Origin of the sequence: Pseudomonas sp. RtIB026 (assembly GCF_016861355.2) — a bacterium.
Classification (GTDB): domain Bacteria; phylum Pseudomonadota; class Gammaproteobacteria; order Pseudomonadales; family Pseudomonadaceae; genus Aquipseudomonas; species Aquipseudomonas peradeniyensis.
In genome coordinates this window covers 3,023,124-3,044,650 of record NZ_AP023348.2, presented here as the reverse complement: position 1 = coordinate 3,044,650, position 21,527 = coordinate 3,023,124, and the positions used below count along the sequence as shown (strand labels likewise).

Sequence of the window (21,527 nt, the reverse complement as noted above, 5' to 3'; positions counted from 1 at the left end):
GCGATGCCTCCTCGTCCATCAAGCATTAGCCAATACTTGACCTTTCAGTTGACGGCCTCTTTCAAATGACTGCCGGCTTTGAATCCAGGCTTCTTCGCTGCCGGAATTTTCAGTTCCTTACCAGTCTGCGGGTTACGCCCGGTACGCTCTGGCCTATCTGTTACCGCAAATGTGCCAAACCCCACCAGTGTAACGCTGTCGCCACTCTTCAACGCAGCGGTCACAGCCTCAAGGAAAGCATTCAGGCTACGTGCAGCCTGTACTTTGCTTACATCTGCCGCTGACGCAATCGCATCGATCAGTTCGCCTTTGTTCATCGTCACACTCCATGATTAAAGATCAAATTGCCTAACGGGTTTGTACTGGTTTCCCTTCAGTGCCAGGTAGCTTTCAAATGGCTTGTGTCAGCAGCAGGCTCTTCGAAGCTACACATCGATTCGACCTCGATGGCAGACTCGGTTGAAAACGAGCCGATGCCTGAAAGGCCTGTATCGTCACCGTCTTCATGTGCCTGGATGACTGACTTCATGAAAGCTTCCACCACCAGTCCAGCTTTGGCCACACTGATACCGGTGTTTTTGGCAACGGCACGTATCAATTGCGCCTTGTTCATATTCCATCCCTCACCCAATGAGTATCTTCTACGGGCTCCCTCGATAATTAGCTGCAAACCCACCGGCTCACGCAACTAGCAAAAATGTCAGGTGACATTACTATCGATACGGGTCTCGAATGAGTCCCGATGACTGGACAACCCGCCGATGAGATGGGAGGGTTGCTAACCACCCCTCCCTACTGGCTGTAACTGCCAGCTGCTGGTAGAGCTCACCTTGATGCCAAACACTCTTCCCCCCTGCTCCATCCTCATCCTCGCCGGCGGTCGTGGCCAGCGCATGGGCGGCCGCGACAAGGGCCTGGTGGCCTGGCGCGGCGAGCCGCTGGTGGCCCATGTGCAACGTGCCGTGCGGGCGCTCAGCGATGACCTGGTGATCTCCTGCAACCGCAACCAGGCGGCCTATGCGGCGTATGCCGACCAGCTTGTCGGCGATGCCGAAGCAGATTTTCCCGGTCCGCTGGCCGGGGTCATCAGCGGGCTCAAGGTGGCGCGGCATGAGTGGGTAGTGCTGCTGGCCTGCGATGCACCACGGATCGACCGGGCCTTGATCGAGGACCTGCTGGCCCTGGCGGTGGCCCACGACAGCGCGGCCATGGTACGCCAAGGTGGGTACTGGCAGCCGATGTTCAGTGTGTTGCCGCGGCGGTTGCTGCCGCTGCTGGAGCAGGCCTGGCAGGCGGGGGAGCGGAGTTTGCAGAAGGCGTTGCTGCAGGCGAGCGTCCAGGGGCTGGAGTGTGTCGAGGACGATCCGCGATTGAGTAACTTCAACAGCCCGGATCTGCTGCAGGATTAACCTGTCCACGATCCTCTGTAGGAGCGGCCTTGTGCCGCGAAAGGGCTGCGTAGCGGCCCCGGCAATCTGCGCTTCGCCACGAGATCTTGGGGCTGCTGTGCAGCCCTTTCGCGGCACAAGGCCGCTCCTACACAGATTGTGTAAGCCCAAATAAAAAAGCCCCGGGCAAAGATCCCCCGGGGCCGAGCGGTTGGAATCCCCAACCAAAGGAGTCTTTCAGCCCTCGTCCGGCCAACCACCGCCCAGGGCACGGAACAGATCGACCAACGCCAGCTGGCGCTGGGTGCTGGCCTCGATGAAGGCCGCTTCGTTGACATAGCCGTTACGCTGCGCATCCAGGTAGCGCAGGTGGCTGTCCACGCCGCCCTCGTAGCGCGCCTTGGCCAGCGCCACGGTCGCCCGGCTGGTATCGGCCAGGGCCCGGCGCGCCGCTTCCTCGCGGCGCAGGGTGTCGGTGGCGGCCAGGGCGTCGGCGACTTCGCGGAAGGCGGTCTGGATCGTGCCCTCATAGGCCGCCACCGCCGAATCCTTGCGCGCCTCGGCCAGGCTCAGGCCGGCCTTGTTGCGCCCGGCATCGAACAGCGGCAGCGACAGCTGCGGCATGAAGCTCCAGCTGCGCGAACCACCGTCGAACAGCCCGGACATCTGTGCACTGGAAGTACCGAAGTTGCCGGTCAGGCTGATCCGCGGGAAGAACGCCGCCCGCGCCGCGCCGATATCGGCGTTACGTGCCCGCAGCCGATGTTCGGCGGCGAGAATGTCCGGGCGGCGCTCGAGCAGCGCCGACGGCGCGCCCGGAGCGATATCCTGCAGGACCAGCGGCGCCTCGCCACGCTCGGCCGGAATCGCCTTGGCCGCGTCCGCGCTGCCCAGCAGCAACACCAGGGCGTTGTAGGCCTGGCGCTGCTCGCGCACGATGCCTTCCAGCTCGGCCCGCGACTGTTCGACCAGCCCCAGCGCCTCCTGATGATCCAGCGCCGTGGCCGTGCCGGCGCCACGCCGCTGGCCGACCAGGGCCAGCGAATCCTCGCGACTGGCCAAGGTCTGGCGGGTCAGCGCCAGGCGCCGCTCGGCGCCGTCCAGGGTCAGGTAGGCCTTGCTCACTTCGGCGATCAGGGCAATGCGCGCGGCACGGCCAACTTCCTCGGTGGCCAGGTACTGTTCCAGGGCCGCGTCACTCAGGCTCTTCACCCGACCAAACAGGTCAACTTCGTATTCGGGCAGCGACAGGCCCACCTGGTAAGTACTGCTGACACCCTCGCGACCGTTGCTCGACAGGTCCGCCGGCAAATGCTGGCGGTTGCCCGAAGCCCCGGCATTCAAGCCCGGCACCCGGTCGGCACGCTGGATACGGTACTGCGCGCGGGCCTGCTCGATATCCAGCAGGGTCTGGCGCAGCGAGCGGTTGTTGTCCAGCGCGGTGCCCACCAGCTGGCGCAGGGACGGGTCGACGATGAACGCCTGCCAGTCCAACTGCTCCACCACCTTGCCGTGATGGCCGGCGGCATCGCCCCAAGCGGTCGCCACCGGCGCCTCGGGACGCTGGTAGGTCGGCGCCAGGGAGCAGCCGGCCAAGGTGACGGCCAGCGCGAACGGAATTGCAAGATTGCGCATGAGCATCACTTGGTCACCTCGACAGCGTGTTGCACGGGGGCCGGCTTGCGCTTGAGCAGCTTCAGCACGAATACGAAACAGATCGGCACGAACACCACGCCCAGCAAGGTGGCGCTGAGCATGCCGCCGATCACCCCGGTACCGATGGCGCGCTGGCTGGCCGCGCCGGCGCCGCTGGCGATGGCCAGCGGCACCACGCCGAGGATGAAGGCCATGGAGGTCATCACGATCGGGCGGAAGCGCAGGCGCGCGGCTTCAATGGCGGCGTCGCTCAGGCTGTAGCCCTTCTCCCACAGCTCCTTGGCGAACTCGACGATCAGGATCGCGTTCTTCGCCGCAAGACCAATGATGGTGATCAGGCCGACCTTGAAGTACACATCGTTGGGCAGGCCGGTGAGCATCACCGCCCACACCGCGCCCAGGGCGCCGATCGGCACGATCAGCATCACCGTCAGCGGGATCGCCCAGCTTTCGTACAGCGCCACCAGCAGCAGGAACACCACCAGGATGGCCAGGGCGAACAAGGCCGTGGCCTGGCCGCTGGAGACCTTCTCCTGGTACGACAGGCCCGTCCAGGCATAGCCGATGCCAGGCGGCAGCTCGCTGACCAGGCGCTCCATCTCGGCCATCGCCTGGCCGGTGCTGTGGCCGGGCGCGGCGTCACCGGCGATGCGAATCGACGGATAGCCGTTGTAGCGCACCAGCTGCACCGGGCCCTCTTCCCACTTGGTGGTGACGAAGGCACTGAACGGTACCTGCTCGCCTGCGGCATTAGGGGCATACAGGCGCAGCACGCTTTCCGGGGTCATGCGCTCGCCCTGTTCGGCCTGTACCACCACGCGCTGCTGGCGCCCGGCGTTGCTGAAGTCGTTGATCACCGCCGAACCGAAGGCGGTAGCCAGGGTGCTGTTGATGGCTTCGAAGCTCACGCCCAGGGCGCGGGCCTTCTCGCGGTCGATCTGCACGCGCAGCTGCGGTGCCTCGGCCAGGCCTTCCATCATCGCGTAGAGGATCACCGGGTTGCCGTTGGCACGGGCCAGCAGCTGGTCGCGGGCCGCCAGCAGTGCTTCGCGGCCCAGGCCGCCACGGTCCATCAGGCGCAGGGCGAAACCGCCCGAGTTGCCCAGGCCATCGATCGGCGGCGGCATGACCGCCGTGATGGTGCCGTCGCCATTGGCCGCGAACTGGGCGTTGATGGCGGCGGTTTCCGCCTCGGCCGACTGCTCGGGGCCGCGCACGGACCAATCCTTGAAGGTCGGGAACGCCAGCGCGGCATTGTCGCCCTGGCCCGAGAAGCTGAAGCCGCTGACGATGAACGAGCTGGCCGTCGCCTCGCGGGACATCAGGAATTGCTCCAGCGCCTCGGCGGTGTGGTCGGTACGCACCCGGCTGGCGCCCGGCGGCAGTTGCACGTCGACAATGCTGTAACCCAGGTCCTCCGAAGGCACGAAGGCTTCCGGCAGACGCAGGTAGGAATAACCGAGCACCACCAGGATGCCGACGTAGGCCAGCATCCAGCGACCGGCGCGGGCCACCAGAGCGCTGTTCATCACCGAGTAGCGCTCGGTCACGCGGGCGAAGGCGCGGTTGAAGGCACCGAAGAAACCGCCCTTCTCATGGTGGCCATGGGGCACCGGCTTGAGCAGCGTGGCGCACAGCGCCGGGGTGAAGGTCAGGGCGAGGAAGCCGGAGAACAGGATCGACACCGCCAGCGACACCGAGAACTGCTGGTAGATCACCCCCACGGAACCGGACATGAACGCCAGCGGCAGGAACACCGCCGCCAGCACCAGGGTGATGCCGATGATCGCCCCGGACACCTGCCCCATCGCCTTGATGGTCGCGTCCACCGGCGACAGGCCCTCCTCGGCCATCAGCCGCTCGACGTTCTCCACCACCACGATGGCGTCGTCCACCAGGATGCCGATGGCCAGCACCATGCCGAACATGGTCATCATGTTCACCGAGAAGCCGAGCAGCTTCATGATCATCAGCGTGCCCAGCAGGCACACCGGCACCACGATCGACGGAATCAGGGTATAGCGCACGTTCTGCAGGAACAGGAACATCACCAGGAACACCAGCACCATGGCTTCGATCAGGGTGTGGATGACCTTCTCGATGGCCACGTCGACGAAGCGCGAGGTGTCGTAGGGCACCGAGTACTCGACGCCCTCGGGGAAGAACTGCGCAAGCTCGGCCAGGCGCTCCTTGACCAGCGTCGCGGTCTGGATGGCGTTGGCACCGGGCGCCAGCTGCACCGCGCCGGCCACGGCCGGGTGGCCGTCCAGGCGCGAGGACAGGTTGTAGTTCTCGCTGCCGATGGCCAGGCGCGCGACATCGCCCAGGCGCACGCTGGAGCCGTCCGGGTTGGCGCGCAGGACGATGCCGGCGAAGGCCTCGGGAGTATCGAGGGTGCCCTGCACCGCCAGGGTCGCGGTCAGCTCCTGTTCGCTGGCACCCGGCGTGCTGCCGAAGCTGCCGGCCGGCACCTGGACGTTCTGGCCACGGATGGCGTTGTTGATGTCGTCGATGGACAGGCCATAGCCCACCAGCTTCTGCGGATCGACCCAGACCCGCATGGCCGCTTCGGAGGCGAAGAACTGCAGCTTGCCCACGCCCGGCACGCGCAGCAGTTCGTTGTTGATGTTGCGCGCGGCGTAGTCGGCCAGGGCCGTGGTGTCGCCACGGTCGCCGGCCTTGCTGGTCAGGGCGTAGATCAGCAGGAAGCCGGAACTGGCCTGCTCCACCTTCAGGCCCTGGGTCAGCACGGCCTGGGGCATGCGTGCCTCAGCCTTCTTCAGGCGGTTCTGCACGTCGACCTGGGCCATGTCCGGCTCGGTGCCGGGCTCGAAGGTCACCAGCACCTCGGCGACGCCGTTGGAGTTGTTGGTGGACTCGTAGTACAGCAGGCCCTTGGCGCCGTTGAGCGACTCCTCGATGATGCTGGTCACCGACTCCACCAGCACCTTGGCCGAAGCGCCCGGGTAGCTGGCGGTGATGGAAATCTGTGGCGGTGCCACGCTGGGGTACTGGGCCACCGGCAACGCCGGGATCACCAGCAGGCCGGCCAGGGAAATGAACAGCGCCACGACCCAGGCGAAGTTCGGCCGATTGATGAAGAACTTGGACATCTCGCTACCCTCGCCTTATTTCGCCGCGACCGGCTGCGCCTGTGCCGGCACCACGGGCATGCCCGGGGCCAGGCCGGCCGGGCTGCCGACGATGACCTGGTCACCGCCGCGCAGGCCTTCGACGATCTGCCAGCGCGAACCCTGCATCACGCCGGTGCGCACGCTGCGCGCCTCGGCCAGGTTGCCGGTGCCGACCACCATCACCCGCGCCTCGCCGTCGCTGCCACGCTGCACCGCCCGCTGCGGCACCAGGATGGCCTGCTGGTCGGTGCCCTGCGGGGTGCGCACGCGCACATACATGCCCGGCAGGAGAATGCCGTCGGCATTGTCGAAGCGCCCGCGCAGGGTGACCTGGCCGGTGCCGCGGTCGACCGCCACGTCGGTGAACATCAGCGCGCCCTGGCGCTGGTAGTCGGTGCCTTCCACCTGGGCGGTCAGCGCCTTGTCGTCGCCACCACCCAGGGCGCCGTCCTTGAGGGCCTGGCGCAGGCGCAGGGCGTCGGCGGCGGACTGGGTGAAGTCGACGTAGATCGGATCGAGCTGCTGGATGCGCGCCATCAGCGTGGCGTCGCCCTGCCCGACCAACGCGCCTTCGGTGGCCAGGGCGCGACCGATGCGCCCGGAGATCGGCGCGGTGACCGTGGCATAGCCCAGGTTCAGGCGCGCGGTCTGCACGTCGGCCTGGGCCGAACGCACGGCGGCCTGGGCGCTGCGCAGCTCGGCGGTGGCGCTGTCGAAGTCCTGCTGGCTCACCGCTTCGATCTTCACCAGCGGCGCATAGCGTTTTACCCGCGCCTGGGCTTCGTGCTGCACGGCCTGGGCCCGGGCCAGGTCGGCCTCGGCGCGGGCCAGGGCGGCCTTGAACGGCGCCGGGTCGATCTGGAACAGCACATCGCCGACCTTGACGTCGGCACCTTCCTCGAAACGCTTGTGCAGGACGATGCCGGCCACCCGCGCACGCACCTCGGCCACCCGCATCGGCTCGACCCGGCCTGGCAAGGTCGAGGCCAGGGCCAGTGGCTCGGCGGCCACGGTCACGATTTCCACCGGAAACGCCGTTTCAGCGCCGACCTGCTGTTCATCGGCCGCCCCGCAGCCAGCCAGGGCTACTGCCACTGCCAGCCAGCTGGCCACTCCTATTGCACGCAAATTGCTCATGAACTCACCCGAGCCGTTAACTAAATTTGGCGCGAATGGTACTCATACAATCGATTTGAGTCAATTTAGTCTCATTTGAAGTTTTTGTGAAAAGTTGTAATGACCACCTCCGATCGTCGGGTCGTCGCAGTCCAGGCCCATGGCAGGCGTCAAATGAAACACAACGCCTGAGGAGATCCGCCATGACCCTGCACGCCGTGGCCAGCCTCGACCAGCTCGAGGAACACCGCCCCCTGCGCGTCCAGGCCGGCACCGAGGACATCGTCCTGGTGCGCCAGGGCGAATTGGTGAAGGCCTACCAGGCCAACTGCCCGCATGAGGGCGCGCCCCTGGAAGAGGGCGCGGTCTGTGGCGGGCTGCTGGTCTGCCCCTGGCACAAGGCCGCCTTCGCCGTGGACGAGGGCGCGGTCTGCGAACCGCCGGCCCTGACCGGCCTGCGCCGCCATGCCGTAGAGCTCAGGGATGGCCAGGTCTGGGTCGACGACCAGCCGTTGCCCGAGACAGCACCGCCGCGCCACAGTGACGCCCGCACCTTCGTCGTGGTGGGCGCCGGCGCCGCCGGCTCGGCCGCCATCGCCACCCTGCTCGAGCATGGCTTTGCCGGGCGCCTGCTGTGGATCGACCAGGAACAGCCGAACGCCTACGATCGCACCGCCCTGAGCAAGTTCGTCATCGCCGGGCAGATGCCGGTGGACGAAGTGCCGACCCTGCTGGCCCCGGACGCCCTGCGCCGCGGCCAGCTGCAGCGCCTGCACGGCAAGGTGCGCGCCGTGGATGCCGGCAAGCGCGTGATCACCCTGGCCGACGGCCAGAAGCTGAAGTACGACGCCGCCCTGCTGGCCACCGGCGGCAAACCCAGGCGCCCCGAGCTCCCCGGCGTGCAGTTGCCCGGCATCTGCGTGCTGCGCTCGCGCACGGATGCCGCGCAGCTGCTCGACCTGGCCGAGCCGGGCCAGCCGGTGGTGATCGTCGGCGATGGGTTCATCGGCCTCGAGGCCGCCAGTGCCCTGCGCAAGTACGGCTTGCAGGTGCATGTAGTCACGCGCCACGCCATCCCGCTGGCCCGGCAGCTGGGCGAGCGCATCGGCCAGACCCTGCGCGAGCTGCACGAACGCAAGGGCGTGGTATTCCACGGGCCGACCGAGGTGAGCGGCTTCGAAGGCCGGGAGCGGGTCGAGGCCGTGTTGCTGGCCACTGGCGAGCGCCTGCAAACCCCGCTGGTGCTGCTCGGCACCGGCGTCAGCCCGGCCACCGGCTACCTGCAAAACCTGCCCCTGGCCGAGGACCGTTCGCTGACGGTGGACGCCCACCTGCAGGCCGCCGACGGCCTGTGGGCGGCCGGTGATATCGCCACCTTTCCCCTGGCCGGCCGCCCGGTGCGCATCGAGCACTGGCGCCTGGCCCAGCAGCATGGGGTGATCGCCGCCGCCAACATGCTCGGCGAGCGCCGCCGCTACGACGACGTGCCGTTCTTCTGGACCTACCAGCACGGGCGCACCTACGAAGTGCTCGGGCATGCCAGCGGCTGGAACCGCATCGAGTACGTCGGCACCCCGGAACAGGGCGACTTCATCGCCCTGCAGTGCCTGGACGACCAGGTCGAGGCGGTGATCGCCAAGGGCCACGCGCGGGCCATGGCGGTGCTGTCGCAGCGGCTGAAACGGCCACTGTCGAGCCGCGAGGCGCGTGACCTGATCGATGCCTGGGCGGAGTGAAACGGCGCCCGCCGCACGCTTTCAATGCCGGGCGGAACTGTGTAAAAGAGGGAAACCCCTCTCAAGGCGTCAGAAAAGGATTATCTGCAATGATCTACCGCCCCCTCGGCCGCTCCGGCCTGCATGTCTCGGCCCTCACCCTGGGCAGCATGATGTTCGGTGAGCAGACCGGCACCGAAGACTCGCTGCGCATCATCGACAAGGCCTGGGACCAGGGCATCAATTTCGTCGACACCGCCGACGTCTACAACGGCGGCCGTTCCGAGGAGATCGTCGGCGAGGCGGTGGCGCGCAACCGCCACGACTGGATCATCGCCTCCAAGGCCGGCTACGGCCCGGTCGATGGCGTGCCGAACCGCAGCGGCCTGTCGCGCAAGCACCTGTTCAATGCCATCGAGGCCAGCCTCACGCGCCTGGGCACCGACTACCTGGACATCTACTACCTGCACCGCGAGGACCACTCGGTCCCCCTGGAAGAGACCGTGCGCGCCATCGGCGACCTGCTGGCCCAGGGCAAGATCCGCTACTGGGGCGTGTCCAACTTCCGTGGCTGGCGCATCGCCGAGATCTGCAACCTGGCGGAGAAACTCGGCGTGGCCAAGCCTGTGGTCAGCCAGCCGCTGTACAACATCGTCAACCGCCAGGCCGAACCCGAGCAACTGACCGCCGCCGCCTACCATGGCCTGGGCGTGGTGCCGTTCAGCCCGCTGGCCCGCGGCGTGCTCAGCGGCAAGTACGCGCCCGGCTCGACCCCGGACCAAGGCAGCCGCGCTGGCCGCCAGGACAAGCGCATCATGGAGGTGGAATGGCGCCAGGAGTCGCTGGCCATCGCCCAGAAGATCCATGCCTACACCGAGGCCAAGGGCGTGGGCATCGTCGAGTTCGCCATCGCCTGGGTGCTGAACAACCGCCTGGTCAGCTCGGCCATCGTCGGACCACGCACCGAGGCGCAGTGGGACACCTATGCCGGCGCGCTGGAGGTGAAGATCACGGCGGAGGACGAAGCGTTCATCGACTCGCTGGTGACACCGGGCCATGCCTCGACGCCTGGGTTCAACGACGTGGCGCACTTCGTCAGCGGGCGCCTGCCACGCTGACACCCAGGTCTAGGTCTGGGACGTAGAGCATAGAACGTGGGAGCGGGCTTGCTCCGCGATGAAGGTTGCGCAATCCCTGGCACCCGCTTCGCGGGTGTTCGCGGGGCCCGTCGCATCGGCGCACCGCCGCTCCCACACTGTCCCCAGCAGATCGACAGTTCATGTGTCCGCAAGCCCCCCCATGGCGGCCCGCCCCGATTGCTGGCATTGTTCGATTTTCCCCGCGCAAAGGACGCGCTCCCATGGCCCTGCACCTCTGGTTGACCTTCTCCTTCGCCTACCTGCTCACCTCGCTGATCCCCGGCCCCAACGTCCTGCTGACCGTGCGCAACGCCCTGCGCTACGGCCCCTCCGGCATGGGCATGACCCTGTTCGGCAACCTCACCGCGCAACTGCTGACGATCACCGCCGTGGCGATGGGCGTGGGCGCCCTGCTGATCTCGCTGCCCACGGCGTTCCTGGTGCTAAAACTGGCCGGCGCCGGCTACCTGATCTACCTAGGCCTGCGCCAGTTGCTGAGTAAAGGAGGCCCCGCCGCCCCGGCGACCCAGGTGGTCGCGACGCCACCCCAGACGCAATGGCGGATCGCCGTGGAGGCCTTCCTGGTCTCGGTGAGCAATCCCAAGACCCTGGTGTTCTTCTGCGCCTTCCTGCCGCAGTTCCTCGAGCCCGGGCGGCCGATCTTCGGCCAGTTCGCGGCGATGTACCTGAGCGGCTCGCTGATCGTCTGCCTGGTGCATTCCTTCTACTGTTTCACCGCTTGGCGCTTCGGCCTGCGCCTGAAGGCTTCGCCCCTGGCCGCCTGGTTCAGGCGCGCCACCGGCGCGCTGTTCATCGGCCTGGGCGTGCGCCTGCTCAACGCCCGGGCGGTGTGACGCTCGGCTGCTCCCCCGCAAGGCCTTTCAGGACTGACCCAGGTTGAACGCCAGCGCGGTGTCGCCCTTGAGACTGGCATTGAGCAGCCCGGCCGGGTCGTGCAGGCGCGCGCCTTGGGCGAAGGTCAACTTGAGCTTGTCCTTGTAGCTCTCCCCGGTACACAGGATGCCGGCATGGGACCACACCGGCACGCCCCGCCACTTCACTTCCTTGACCACCTGCGGGTCGGCCTGGTGGATCAGCGCCCTGAGCCGGGCCAGGCGCGGACCACGCCAGTCGACAAGGCTGGCGATGCGGGCGTCGATCTGCTCGCGGGCTTCGGGCATGGGGCATCCTCAGGCAGGTTCTCCCAAGAACTGTAAGCGAATGCTGCCAAATAGCCCTTAAAGGGAAAATCAGAGAAACGTCCTACGCGGATTTGGGAAGCACTGTCGACCACCCACAATCCGTTCCTCGCTAGTGTTTCAGGTCTGCGTAACGTCGCCCGTGGCTGGCTGCAACAGCCAGCCATGGGCTCGGTACAAACCCACCTGCATGAACAGCTTCGCTGAGGACATCGGATGTTCGACTTCAACAAATTGCTCGAAATCACTCGGCAAGCCTGCGAGGCCCTGGAGGCCCCCTTCGCCAGCGGGCCCGCCGTCCATTGCACGCGCACCTTCACCATCCTGCCCCTGCGCTATGCGGCCGTTGGCGGCACTACCGGCCAGCGCCTGCGCTTACCCACCCTGCCCGATCACCTGCGCCATCCCTACAGCGTTGCCACGCTCCAGCATGCCGACTATGCCATTCGGCCACTGCGCCAAGGCTTCCTGTACGTCATGGAGAAACGCAAGCGCAGCGGGCAGCACAGCCTGCACCCGCCCTATCGCATTGCGGCGAACGGTTCATTGTCGCTGGTTGCCCCCGGGCAGTCCGAGCCGGACGCCACAGACGCCCACACCCTGCGCGACATGATTCGCAACACGGCCTTGGCGTTCAATGTCCATGACCTCGAAGACCTGGCTGAGCTGCGCCTGTTCTACAGCCCCGACCCGCTGACCGAAGCGGCCCAGCAGCAACTGCTGCGTCGACGCGACAGGCTGCCGGCCGTGGATGTCGCCGCCTTCACCGGCCTTGGCTGCCCGACGCCCAGGCCTTATGTGCTGCGCCATGACCAACTGGACCTGGTCGCCGATTTCGCTGCGGAAACCGACAGCTCATTGCGCAAGCTGCTGGACAACCAGCTGTTCAGTGAAACCAGCGTCCACTCGCTAACGGCGGCCCGGTACATGCTGGGCCCGGTTGCCGGCAAACCCGAGGCCCGTGGTATCGCGGTGGTGGTGGAGGATGCCATTGGCATCACCCAGCAACTCAATGCCTGGCGCAACGCGGGCATGGAGTACCTGAAGGATTGGCTGGAAGCCACGGAGTCGGTCGCGGGAAAGCCCGGCCCCAGCAACGAGCGCAAGGTGCTGGTCGCCCAGGCCTTCACCGAACTGCATCAGCAATTCAGTGAGCGCAAGGTCGCCGCGCTGGTCGACCGTCACAAAGAGGCCATGCGCGCCCACCTCGCCGGTGCCGACCAGGGCGCCAACCCGCAGATGGCCGCCTGGTGGGCGCAGGCCAAGGAGGGCATTCTCGACACCGCAGGCGCACTCAGGCGCCAGGACCTTGAGGCCCGGGCGAACAACGGCGAGTTCGCCCGGCAGTTCGAAGCGCGTTACCTGCCACACGTCGACCTCAAGGCCATGCACGACCAGCTTGCCTGGTTCGAATCCCACGGCCTCGAAGCGCAGCGCCTGGCCGACGTGCGGGCTGACGACCATCTCGCCTGGCTGCAGTCTGAGCAACTGCTCGCGGCCCTGGCCTACTACGACGAGAACGACCTGCGCAGCGGCCTGTGCTTCGCTCACCAGACCGGGCTCAGCGTGGTCGGCATGGAGGGCGTGTCAGCCGGGGCGCGGCTGCTCGCCCAGTGGTGGCATGCCGACACGCTGACGCCCGACAACCTGGCCCTGCGTTCCTTCGTCTTCAACCAGCGCGCCATTGCCGAGGTGCTGGAGCAGACACGTCAGGCACTGCAAGCACTGCCACCGGAATACGATCACTGGCAGCAAGTGGACACTTCACTGAAGTACGCCAAGGAACTCGCCTCGCAGTTCAGCCGGGTGGACGGCCACCTCGACCAGCTGGCCCAGCACAGCGCCCTCAACACCGCCGGCGCCTTGGCCTGGCTGGGTCAACTGGGGCGCCAGAGCCTGCAGGCCGGCGCCCCCGGCAACATGGATCGCCTGCTGTACCGGCGCCTGGGCACTTACCTCATTGCCTCGCTGGGCGAGCAAGCCATCAACCTGCGCCTGAGCGAACACGCACTCGAGGGTGACACCCCCTCGCGAGGACGGGTGGCCGCCCCCATGGTCCGACGCCTTGATCGCGCCTACGTGGAGACGTTGCAGGGCGCTCACGCTCATTCATTCTATCGGCTTCGGCTGGCCAGTGGCCTGCTCCTGCTGGAGGCGGGACTGCTCCTGTTGCAGGGGCAGCGGGATGACAAGGACCGGCGCTTCTGGAGCGAGGTAGTGGCCGCTGGACTGGCCAGTGCGGCGGCGGGGTTCGAGCTTCTCGCGGTGGGGACGGAGCAGACCCTGCTGGGCGTCGGGCGGAACAGCGCGATTGCGCGGGGAGCGGACATCAGCCTGGGGCGCTATCGGCTGTGGGGGGCGGGGTTGGCGACGGTGGGGGGCGTTGTCAGTATTACGTGGGACGTTTCAGACGCGAGAGAAGCCACCGCTCGATCTAAATCATTGCTGGCAACGACTTATTGGCTACGAGCTGGATCTACGACCGCCCTACTTTTGGGGCAGGGAGGAATAGCATTTTCACAGGCAAGTGTGTTTTTCCAATGGCTATCAATGAGTGCCAACCAAACATGGAAAAGCAGCTTATACGCCACCCTTTCCACTCTTTCTGCACGACTAGCCGCGAACCGTGCCGCCATGATGTTTCTGAGTCGCTTAAGCTGGATAGGCGGCGCTATTGTACTCGGCACCACTATAACCTTACTCATTATCGATGATGACGCACTGGAAAAATGGTGTAGTAAATGCTGCTTCCGCCTTAAACCATCCGACAAAGGATACGTGAAGGACGCAGAAGAGCTAGAAGCCTTATTCAGCGCCATGAGTGAGGTCATATAATGTATTTTATTGAATGGCTTGCATGGCTGGCCGCCATTGACCCCAAAGAAGAACGCGAAGCCTTTAAAAAGCAGAACAGAACAATCAAGAATAGAGGGGTGTACGAAAGCGAGGACGAAGAATACGTTGCAGCCGCAAAAAAACCAGTATGCGAAACCCCAAAGAGCCGTGGCCCAGTCTACGTGTACAACGAGCATGTGCTCGAAATGCGCTGCGGCATGTGGGAGGACAAGCGCGGGCTGATCAGTATATTATCTCTCACCATAATAATGCTGATAATCAGCGGATTAGAAATTGCTTTCCATTCGATAACGATATTAATCGATCTTGCTTCTGATTATCAGGGAGAGCCGTATGGTGAGAGGCTATATTTAGCAGTTTTCTTTCTCAGCACAACCCTCTGCATCTTGTGGTTTTATCTGAAGTATGTTTTCCGCTTCACACGTTTTGAAATGTTCACGTCACGCCACTTGTTGATACGTTTCAACCGCATCACCCAACAAGTCTACCTCCACCGCCCGCCATACTGCGGAGGGATCGTCACGCTCCCATGGAACGGCGTATCGTCTAGCGGCTCTGATAAAAAGTATGCTCCACCAGGTGGAATGGGTATGCCGCTGGAACTCACATGGTCGCCCGTGTTCACTGGCACACTGCGTCCTGAACTGATTTGGGTCGGCAAATCCGCCAACAATTTTGCGGAGCTTCAAGCCGAATGGGAGTTTATCCGTCGCTTCATGGATGAAGGTCCAGAAGGACTACCACGCCCCCACATCACCTCGCACTTTCCCTGGCCCTGGCAAGCCTTCACGCCTCAGTTCGAAGGCCTGACTCACTACTTCCGCAGTTCCCCACGCGTCCTCAAATGCGGCCTGCTGCTGCTCTCTCCTGCCTTCCTGATCATCGGAACAGGCCATTGGTTGAGTCTCCTGCTGTGCTGGAAGCCTCGATGGCCCAGGGTCATTCGTGAAGCCGGCCTGCCGGGAAAACCCGTCCCGGCAGTGACCACAGTTGACGATTACCCACCCCATATCCAGGAGAGGCTGCGAGAAAACGCCTACCTCTGGACCATACGTCCAGGCAAACGCCCGGAGAGAAAGCCCCGCGCCTCTAAACGTCGGCCCAAGAGCCAAAGTCAAACTCCCGATATCGAGAAGGATGCGCCCCATGAGCTCGACAGTATTGATCAGCCGTAAAAGCAGGTTGTTCTTGACCGAGATGGAACTCAACGCACCACGCCTCTGCCTGCTGGACCAATGCTGGCGCGACGATCCCCATGACTGCGACAACCCGACAGTGCGCGGCTCCACCGTCATCCAATCCGATACCCGCGAAGTGCTAATCACCCTGAGCGAAGCCAAATAAGGCGCGGCTTAAATCCCTACACCTAACGAAAACAAGGAGCATACGTGATGAAACCCATCGTTCTAGTCGGGCACAAGCATGACTGCCCCCTGCATGGCGCAGGCGAGGTTGTTTCAGGCCATACGGCCACATTGATCAATGGCAGGGCTGTCGCCTGCGTAGGCGACAGGATCAGTTGTGGGGCCGTCATCGAAACAGGGTCGGCGAACCATGCCATCGAAGGCCGGGCCGTTGCACGCCAAGGTGATACCACCAGCCATGGCGGAACCCTGGTGGAGGGCGAGATCGGCTGGATGGTTGATTAGGCCTCATTCGCTTCTCTGCAGTACCAACGTGGCCACCAACACCACCACCGCAAACCCACAAGCCACATAACCCAACGCAGCCAGACCAAGCCCCTGGATCGCCGCGCCCCCCAGCGCGGCACCGGCGGCGATGCCCGCGTTGGCCGCCGACACGTTGAGGGTCCCGGCCAGGGCCTGGGCCTTGGCGCCGGCGCGCATCACCCGCACCTGGCACACCGGGAACAGCGCCGTGTAGGCGATGCCCCACAGTGCCAGGGCGCCCACCAGCAGCAGCGGGTTGCCGATCACCGGGGTGACCAGGCCCATGCCCAAGGCCAGCATCGCCAACAGCAGCAGCGTGGCCCGCAGCGGGCTGCGATCGACGATCCGTCCGGCCAAGGCGTTGCCGAGCATACCCACCAGGCCAAAGCCCATCAGCCACCAACCGACCGCGTTGGCCGGCACGGCGGCAAGCTGTTCGAGGATCTCGGCCAGGTAGGTATAGGCAGTGAACATGGCGGTGAACACCAGCGCCGAAAGCAGCACATGGGCGATGAAACGACGGTCCTTGAGAATCACCGTCTGCCGCTCCCCTGCGACGCGGGCCGGGACCTTCGGCAGAGGCGGCAGCCAGGCCCACATCAGCAGCGCCACCAGCAGGCACAGCCCGGCGCTTTCGCTGGCGGTGCCCCAGTACACCGGCAGGGCCAGCGCGGCGAGGAACCGCGCCAGGGCCAGTACCCAGACGTTCGGCGCCAGCGCCGACAGAGCATTGAAGGCGGCGAACAGCAGCAGGATGGAGATAAACAGCCCCCTGGCGCCGCAACCGCGGGCATCTGCCCAAGGTGAGCGCGATGGTCCAGGCCCTGGCCGAGCGGCTGGGGCCGCTGATTCAGGGCTGATCCAGGCTGAACGCCAGTGCATGCCTGTATCCAGGCACAAACAAATGAAATAAAATAACATTTCATTTGAATGCCATTCCTGCCTGCGACCCTCCTCGATGACCAGCCTCCCGACCGCCCTCCCCAGCCAACGCCTGCACAGCATCGACGCCCTGCGCGGCCTGGTGATCCTGTTCATGCTGCTGGACCACGTGCGCGAAACCTTCTTCCTGCACCGCCAGGTCAGCGACCCGATGACCATCGACGCGATCGACGCCACCGAACCCAGCCTGTTCGTCAGCCGCACCCTGGCGCACCTGTGCGCGCCGGTGTTCGTGCTGCTCACCGGGTTGTCCGCCTGGCTATACGGCGAAAAGCACCAGGGCCGGAGCGATGTAGCGGCGTTCCTGTTCAAGCGCGGCCTGTTCCTGGTGTTGCTGGAGCTCACCCTGGTCAACTTCGCCTGGACCTTCCAGTTGCCGCCGGGCGTGATCTACCTGCAGGTGATCTGGGCCATCGGCCTGAGCATGATCGCCCTGTCGCTGCTGGTGTGGCTGCCACGCCCGCTGCTGCTGGCCCTGGGCGCGCTGATCGTCGTCGGCCACAACCTGCTCGATGGCCTGCACTTCGCGCCGCACTCGGCGCTGCATGTACCCTGGGCGATCCTGCACGAACGCGGCTGGCTGGAGCTGTCCGACAGCCTGCGCCTGCGCACTTCCTACCCGGTGCTGCCGTGGATCGGCGTGATCGCCCTCGGCTACGGGCTCGGCCCCTGGTTCAGCCGCACCAGCGATGCCGGCGAGCGCCAACACCGCCTGCTGCTCGGCGGTGTGATGCTGCTGCTCGGCTTCGTCGTATTGCGTCTTTTCAACGGCTATGGCGAGGCGCCGTGGACCTTCTACCCCAGCGTCGGCCAAACGCTGATGAGCTTCTTCAACATCACCAAGTACCCGCCGTCACTGCTATTCCTGGCCATTACCCTGGGCGTCGGCCTGTTGCTGCTACGCGCGTTCGAGCGTGCCGGCGAGGCCCGCTGGATCGGCCCGCTGGCGGTGTTCGGCGCAGCGCCGATGTTCTTCTACCTGCTGCACCTGTATGTGCTCAAGCTGCTGTATGTAGCCTGCGTGGCGCTGTTCGGCCTGAACCAGGGCAGCCATTTCGGCTTCGACGGCATCGGCGCGGTGTGGCTGCTCGCGGTGCTGCTGGCGATCGCCCTGTACCTGCCGGTGCGCGGCTTCGCCCGGCTCAAGGCGCGGCGGCGCGACATCGCCTGGCTCAAGTACCTGTAAAAGCGTTTTCAGCCGATGGCCCGATGGTCTACCATGCCGCCCGCCGGTTTCCACACGGAATCAAAAGGGAATCCCGGGCGCGCCGAGGGCGGGCCAAAGGGAACTGCCCCCGCAACTGTAGGTGCCGAGCCTGCGCCATCGATGCCACTGGGTCTGCCGACCCGGGAAGGCCGGCGCCGGCCAGGACGCACCAGTCAGGAGACCTGCCGGCACGCATTCACCAACCGGCGGGGTGTCCGGGATGGTCATCCGCCCTTGGTCGCGCGCTTGCCGCACGACGCTTGGCGATGCCTGTCCGTGGGCCATTCCGTGCACCACCCGACAGGAGATCGCCCCACCATGCCGTACCGCCTCGCCATCCTGCTCGCCGGCCTGTCACTGGCGGGCCTGGCCCACGCCGACGCCACCCGCTACCCGCTGACCGTCGATAACTGCGGCCTGCCGCAGACCTTCGCCCAGGCCCCGCAGCGCGCGGTGACCATCGGCCAGGCCGGCACCGAGCTGCTCTATGCCCTGGGCCTGGGCGAGCGGCTGGCGGGCACCTCGCTGTGGTTCAACAACGTGCTGCCCGAGTTCAAGGCGCAGAACGACAAGGTCGAGCGCCTGGCCGACAACGAACCGGGCTTCGAGGCGGTGGTCGGCAAGCGCCCGCAGCTGGTGACGGCGCAGTTTGAATGGATGGTCGGCCCCCAGGGCGCGGTCGGCACCCGCGAACAGTTCACGGAACTGGGCATTCCCACCTACCTGCTGCCCTCGGATTGCGAAGGCAAGGACAACCTGGTGGGCGCCGACGGGACCCGCCTGCAGCCGTTCAGGATCGACACCATCTACAAGAGCGTCAGCCAGCTGGCCGAGATCTTCGACGTGCAGGATCGTGGCGAACGCCTCAATGCCGAGCTCAAGGACCAGCTGGACCAGGCCCGGCAACGCCTGGCCGGCCAGGACCTGAGCCACACCAGCGCGCTGTTCTGGTTCTCCAGCGCCGACCTCAAGGTCGACCCTTACGTCGCCGGTCGCCAGGGCGTGGCCGACTTCATGTTGCAGACCCTTGGCGTGCGCAACGTGGTCGAGTCCAGCGAAGAATGGCCGGCGGTGGGCTGGGAGACCCTGGCCAGGGCCAACCCCACCTGGCTGATCGTCGCGCGCATGGACCGCCGCCGCTACCCCGCCGACGACTACCGGAGAAAGCTCGAGTTCCTGCGCAGCGACCCGGTGACCCGCAACATGGACGCGGTCAAGCAAGGCCGGATCATCGTCCTCGACGCCGACGCCATGCAGGCCGGCATCCGCCTGTTCCGTGGCCTGGAGGTGCTGTCCAGCGCCTTTGCCAGCGGTAAAGCGCCACAACCATGAGCCGTTTGCTGCCCATCAGTGCCTTCGCGCTGTTCGCCCTGTGCCTGGCCATGCTCGCCGGGATCGCCATCGGCGAGACGCGGATCAGCGCCGAGGTGGTCTGGCAGGTGCTGGCCAACCAGTTGTGGCAGGCCGGTCATGCCCTCGACCCGATCGACGCCGGCATCGTCTGGAACTACCGCCTGCCGCGCACCCTGGTGGCCGCCGCCTGCGGCGCGGGGCTGGCGACCTGCGGGGTGATCCTCCAGGCGCTGCTGCGCAATCCGCTGGCCGAGCCGTACCTGCTGGGCCTGTCGGCGGGCGCCTCGACCGGCGCCGTGGCGGTGGGTCTGTTCGGCCTAGGTGGTGCGGTGCTGTCGCTGTCGGCCGGCGCCTTCATCGGCGCGCTGGCCGCCTTCGCCCTGGTGCTGGTGTTGTCGCGGGCCAGCGGCAGCCGCCACGACAATGCGCAGGTGATCCTCGCTGGCATCGCCGGCTCGCAGCTGTTCAACGCGTTGACGGCCTTTCTCATCACCAAGTCTGCTACCGCCGAACAGGCCCGGGGCATCCTGTTCTGGCTGCTGGGCAACCTCAGCGGCGTGCGCTGGCCGGCGGTGTGGCTGGCGCTGCCGGTGGCCCTGGTCGGGCTGGCGGTGTGCCTGTGGCACCGCCGGGCGCTGGACGCCTTCACCTTCGGCGCCGACTCGGCGGCCTCGCTGGGCGTGCCGGTGCGACGCACGCAACTGTTGCTGATCAGCTGCACGGCGCTGGTGACCGCGGTGATGGTCTCGATCGTCGGCGCCATCGGCTTCGTCGGCCTGGTCATCCCCCATGCCCTGCGCCTGCTGCTCGGCCCCGGGCACAGCCGTCTGCTGCCGGCCAGCGCCCTGGGCGGCGCGTTGTTCCTGATCGTCGCCGACATCCTCTCGCGCACCCTGATCGCCGGCCAGGTGATCCCGGTGGGCGTGGTCACCGCCTTGATCGGCGCGCCGGTGTTCGCGTTGATCCTGGTCAGCCGCCGGGGGCGTCCATGACCGTGATGACCGCCCTCGCCCACGCCCCGCTTGCCTGCGAGGGCCTAAGCCTGCGCCTGGGCGACCGCGAAGTGCTGCAAGACATCGACCTGAGCGTTATGCCCGGCGAGACCCTCGGCGTGGTCGGCCCCAACGGCTCGGGCAAGTCCACCCTGCTCAAGCTGCTCGCCGGCCTGCGCACGCCCAACAGTGGCAGCGTGCGTTTGCTGGGCGAGGCGCTGGAGCGCATGCCGCGTCGCCGGGTTGCACAAAGCCTGGCGTTGGTCGAACAGCAGGCCGACACCCTGGACGCCATCAGCGTCTACGACGCCGTGGCCCTCGGCCGCACGCCGTGGCTGTCGGCCCTGGCGCCGTTCGGCGCGGACGACCGTGCCATCGTCGAGCAGGCGCTGGCTGACGCCGATGCCGGCCACCTGCGTCGGCGCCTGTGGGGCGAGCTGTCCGGCGGCGAACGCCAGCGCGTGCACATCGCCCGGGCCCTGGCCCAGCGGCCGCAGGTGCTGCTGCTGGACGAGCCGACCAATCATCTTGATATCCAGCATCAGTTGAGCCTGTTGCGGCAGGTGCAGGCGTTGCCGGTGACTACCCTGGTGGCCTTGCATGATCTGAACCAGGCGTTGACCTGTGACCGGTTGGCTGTCCTGGATCAAGGGCGGTTGGTGGCCTTGGGGAAGCCTGAAATGGTGCTGACGCCGGAGCGGTTATTGGGGACGTTTGGGGTTCAGGCTCATTACCTGGTCGATCCGTATGATGGGGCGCGGGTGCTGCGGTTTCGTGCCTGAAACGGCTGGGGGGGCTTTACAGCCCTATAAAGGTCTTTGGAGGCGGGGTTATTGATTGTATCAAGGCCACCAGGTGCTCGCCGCGCCCCTTGCAGCGCCTATGAGATCGAGCGCCGCCCGCGCGGCGCATCGCGGGACAAGCCCGCTCCTACATCTGTTTCGGGCCAATTTCTCCTGTGCCATTACCTGGTCCGCCCTGTTGGTACGACGCGGTTTCAGCGTGGGCATCACTGCCGCCCCGCACGACTTGAGGCATGAGCCAAGGCGGACAGCGATAACCTCACAGGAGTGACTGGCCCGAAACAGATGTAGGAGCGGGCTTGTCCCGCGATGCGCCGCGCGGGCGGCGCTCGATCTCACAGGCGCTGCAAGGCCCTC

At 65.9% G+C, this 21,527-nt stretch carries 18 protein-coding genes, 1 pseudogene and 1 riboswitch; of the genes and pseudogenes, 12 read left to right on the top strand and 7 right to left on the bottom strand.

Going from position 1 to position 21,527, the window contains the following annotated elements; all coding sequences use genetic code 11:
* Positions 1-44: 44 nt before the first annotated feature.
* Positions 45-317, bottom strand: coding sequence for an HU family DNA-binding protein (locus PRtIB026_RS13720; protein ID WP_203647125.1), 273 nt, complete (start codon positions 315-317; stop codon positions 45-47).
* A 56-nt stretch (positions 318-373) separates the two neighbouring features.
* A complete protein-coding gene (locus PRtIB026_RS13715; protein WP_203647127.1) occupies positions 374-613 on the bottom strand; it encodes an HU family DNA-binding protein in 240 nt (79 codons plus the stop codon).
* A 220-nt stretch (positions 614-833) separates the two neighbouring features.
* Here PRtIB026_RS13715 and mobA point away from each other — a divergent pair, with 220 nt between their 5' ends.
* Positions 834-1,409 (top strand): molybdenum cofactor guanylyltransferase MobA, encoded by a 576-nt coding sequence (gene mobA, locus PRtIB026_RS13710; protein ID WP_203647129.1) that lies wholly within the window; start codon positions 834-836, stop codon positions 1,407-1,409.
* Positions 1,410-1,625: 216 nt separating this feature from the next.
* Here mobA and PRtIB026_RS13705 read toward each other — a convergent pair whose 3' ends face one another.
* The 3 genes from PRtIB026_RS13705 to PRtIB026_RS13695 are packed head-to-tail and all read right to left on the bottom strand — an operon-like array spanning position 1,626 to position 7,315.
* Positions 1,626-3,029 carry an efflux transporter outer membrane subunit gene (locus PRtIB026_RS13705; RefSeq protein ID WP_203647131.1) on the bottom strand — a complete coding sequence of 468 codons (1,404 nt, stop codon included), beginning with the start codon at positions 3,027-3,029 and terminating at the stop codon, positions 1,626-1,628.
* Entirely contained in the window at positions 3,029-6,157 is a 3,129-nt protein-coding gene (locus tag PRtIB026_RS13700; RefSeq protein WP_203647134.1) for an efflux RND transporter permease subunit, read from the bottom strand. The genes PRtIB026_RS13705 and PRtIB026_RS13700 overlap by 1 nt, the downstream gene beginning before the upstream one ends.
* 15 nt (positions 6,158-6,172) lie before the next feature.
* Complete coding sequence (locus tag PRtIB026_RS13695) at positions 6,173-7,315, bottom strand: MexC family multidrug efflux RND transporter periplasmic adaptor subunit (RefSeq protein WP_203647136.1); 1,143 nt, start codon at positions 7,313-7,315, stop codon at positions 6,173-6,175.
* Between the two features lie 182 nt (positions 7,316-7,497).
* Between PRtIB026_RS13695 and PRtIB026_RS13690 the strand changes: the two genes are divergently transcribed.
* The 3 genes from PRtIB026_RS13690 (at position 7,498) to PRtIB026_RS13680 (ending at position 11,002) form a co-directional block, all read left to right on the top strand.
* Entirely contained in the window at positions 7,498-9,030 is a 1,533-nt protein-coding gene (locus tag PRtIB026_RS13690) for an FAD-dependent oxidoreductase (protein ID WP_203647138.1), read from the top strand.
* An 89-nt stretch (positions 9,031-9,119) separates the two neighbouring features.
* Complete coding sequence (locus PRtIB026_RS13685) at positions 9,120-10,127, top strand: aldo/keto reductase (RefSeq protein ID WP_203647140.1); 1,008 nt, start codon at positions 9,120-9,122, stop codon at positions 10,125-10,127.
* Positions 10,128-10,369: 242 nt separating this feature from the next.
* Positions 10,370-11,002 (top strand): LysE family translocator, encoded by a 633-nt coding sequence (locus PRtIB026_RS13680; protein WP_203647143.1) that lies wholly within the window; start codon positions 10,370-10,372, stop codon positions 11,000-11,002.
* Positions 11,003-11,041: 39 nt separating this feature from the next.
* Here PRtIB026_RS13680 and PRtIB026_RS13675 read toward each other — a convergent pair.
* A pseudogene (locus PRtIB026_RS13675) lies at positions 11,042-11,329 on the bottom strand (DUF1801 domain-containing protein); the annotation flags it as partial.
* Between the two features lie 234 nt (positions 11,330-11,563).
* On the opposite strand from PRtIB026_RS13675, the gene PRtIB026_RS13670 reads away from it, so the two are divergent.
* From PRtIB026_RS13670 to PRtIB026_RS13655, 4 genes are read left to right on the top strand one after another with little or no spacing between them, the layout of a single operon-like run.
* Positions 11,564-14,182: a T6SS effector BTH_I2691 family protein gene (locus PRtIB026_RS13670; protein ID WP_267812178.1), complete on the top strand. Its 2,619-nt coding sequence runs from the start codon at positions 11,564-11,566 to the stop codon at positions 14,180-14,182.
* Entirely contained in the window at positions 14,182-15,378 is a 1,197-nt protein-coding gene (locus PRtIB026_RS13665) for a DUF6708 domain-containing protein (protein WP_203647150.1), read from the top strand. Before PRtIB026_RS13670 ends, PRtIB026_RS13665 begins: the two co-directional genes overlap by 1 nt.
* Positions 15,350-15,547, top strand: a complete 198-nt coding sequence (locus PRtIB026_RS13660) for a hypothetical protein (protein WP_267812176.1) — start codon at positions 15,350-15,352, stop codon at positions 15,545-15,547. Before PRtIB026_RS13665 ends, PRtIB026_RS13660 begins: the two co-directional genes overlap by 29 nt.
* Before the next feature lie 47 nt (positions 15,548-15,594).
* Positions 15,595-15,852: a PAAR domain-containing protein gene (locus PRtIB026_RS13655; protein WP_186734772.1), complete on the top strand. Its 258-nt coding sequence runs from the start codon at positions 15,595-15,597 to the stop codon at positions 15,850-15,852.
* 3 nt (positions 15,853-15,855) lie between these two features.
* Here PRtIB026_RS13655 and PRtIB026_RS13650 read toward each other — a convergent pair whose 3' ends face one another.
* Positions 15,856-16,755, bottom strand: a complete 900-nt coding sequence (locus tag PRtIB026_RS13650; RefSeq protein WP_203647153.1) for an MFS transporter — start codon at positions 16,753-16,755, stop codon at positions 15,856-15,858.
* Positions 16,756-16,831: 76 nt separating this feature from the next.
* Here PRtIB026_RS13650 and PRtIB026_RS13645 point away from each other — a divergent pair, with 76 nt between their 5' ends.
* From PRtIB026_RS13645 to PRtIB026_RS13630, 4 genes are all read left to right on the top strand, one after another.
* Complete coding sequence (locus PRtIB026_RS13645) at positions 16,832-18,001, top strand: DUF1624 domain-containing protein (protein ID WP_203647154.1); 1,170 nt, start codon at positions 16,832-16,834, stop codon at positions 17,999-18,001.
* 27 nt (positions 18,002-18,028) lie between these two features.
* A riboswitch (cobalamin riboswitch) is annotated at positions 18,029-18,227 on the top strand.
* A gap of 113 nt (positions 18,228-18,340) precedes the next feature.
* Positions 18,341-19,354 (top strand): ABC transporter substrate-binding protein, encoded by a 1,014-nt coding sequence (locus tag PRtIB026_RS13640; protein ID WP_203647155.1) that lies wholly within the window; start codon positions 18,341-18,343, stop codon positions 19,352-19,354.
* Entirely contained in the window at positions 19,351-20,367 is a 1,017-nt protein-coding gene (locus PRtIB026_RS13635; protein ID WP_186711943.1) for a FecCD family ABC transporter permease, read from the top strand. The genes PRtIB026_RS13640 and PRtIB026_RS13635 overlap by 4 nt, the downstream gene beginning before the upstream one ends.
* Positions 20,364-21,149: an ABC transporter ATP-binding protein gene (locus tag PRtIB026_RS13630; RefSeq protein WP_203647156.1), complete on the top strand. Its 786-nt coding sequence runs from the start codon at positions 20,364-20,366 to the stop codon at positions 21,147-21,149. The genes PRtIB026_RS13635 and PRtIB026_RS13630 overlap by 4 nt, the downstream gene beginning before the upstream one ends.
* Positions 21,150-21,527: the final 378 nt, after the last annotated feature.

Excerpts from the sequence above, each read along its gene's own strand:
- PRtIB026_RS13680 (WP_203647143.1), top strand. The coding sequence starts at position 10,370 with ATGGCCCTGCACCTCTGGTTGACCTTCTCCTTCGCCTACCTGCTCACC.
- PRtIB026_RS13700 (WP_203647134.1), bottom strand. The coding sequence starts at position 6,157 with ATGTCCAAGTTCTTCATCAATCGGCCGAACTTCGCCTGGGTCGTGGCG.
- PRtIB026_RS13660 (WP_267812176.1), top strand. The coding sequence starts at position 15,350 with ATGAGCTCGACAGTATTGATCAGCCGTAAAAGCAGGTTGTTCTTGACC.
- PRtIB026_RS13630 (WP_203647156.1), top strand. The coding sequence starts at position 20,364 with ATGACCGTGATGACCGCCCTCGCCCACGCCCCGCTTGCCTGCGAGGGC.
- PRtIB026_RS13635 (WP_186711943.1), top strand. The coding sequence starts at position 19,351 with ATGAGCCGTTTGCTGCCCATCAGTGCCTTCGCGCTGTTCGCCCTGTGC.
- PRtIB026_RS13690 (WP_203647138.1), top strand. The coding sequence starts at position 7,498 with ATGACCCTGCACGCCGTGGCCAGCCTCGACCAGCTCGAGGAACACCGC.
- mobA (WP_203647129.1), top strand. The coding sequence starts at position 834 with ATGCCAAACACTCTTCCCCCCTGCTCCATCCTCATCCTCGCCGGCGGT.
- PRtIB026_RS13655 (WP_186734772.1), top strand. The coding sequence starts at position 15,595 with ATGAAACCCATCGTTCTAGTCGGGCACAAGCATGACTGCCCCCTGCAT.
- PRtIB026_RS13685 (WP_203647140.1), top strand. The coding sequence starts at position 9,120 with ATGATCTACCGCCCCCTCGGCCGCTCCGGCCTGCATGTCTCGGCCCTC.
- PRtIB026_RS13695 (WP_203647136.1), bottom strand. The coding sequence starts at position 7,315 with ATGAGCAATTTGCGTGCAATAGGAGTGGCCAGCTGGCTGGCAGTGGCA.
- PRtIB026_RS13650 (WP_203647153.1), bottom strand. The coding sequence starts at position 16,755 with ATGCACTGGCGTTCAGCCTGGATCAGCCCTGAATCAGCGGCCCCAGCC.
- PRtIB026_RS13665 (WP_203647150.1), top strand. The coding sequence starts at position 14,182 with ATGTATTTTATTGAATGGCTTGCATGGCTGGCCGCCATTGACCCCAAA.
- PRtIB026_RS13705 (WP_203647131.1), bottom strand. The coding sequence starts at position 3,029 with ATGCTCATGCGCAATCTTGCAATTCCGTTCGCGCTGGCCGTCACCTTG.
- PRtIB026_RS13640 (WP_203647155.1), top strand. The coding sequence starts at position 18,341 with ATGCCGTACCGCCTCGCCATCCTGCTCGCCGGCCTGTCACTGGCGGGC.
- PRtIB026_RS13715 (WP_203647127.1), bottom strand. The coding sequence starts at position 613 with ATGAACAAGGCGCAATTGATACGTGCCGTTGCCAAAAACACCGGTATC.
- PRtIB026_RS13670 (WP_267812178.1), top strand. The coding sequence starts at position 11,564 with ATGTTCGACTTCAACAAATTGCTCGAAATCACTCGGCAAGCCTGCGAG.
- PRtIB026_RS13720 (WP_203647125.1), bottom strand. The coding sequence starts at position 317 with ATGAACAAAGGCGAACTGATCGATGCGATTGCGTCAGCGGCAGATGTA.
- PRtIB026_RS13645 (WP_203647154.1), top strand. The coding sequence starts at position 16,832 with ATGACCAGCCTCCCGACCGCCCTCCCCAGCCAACGCCTGCACAGCATC.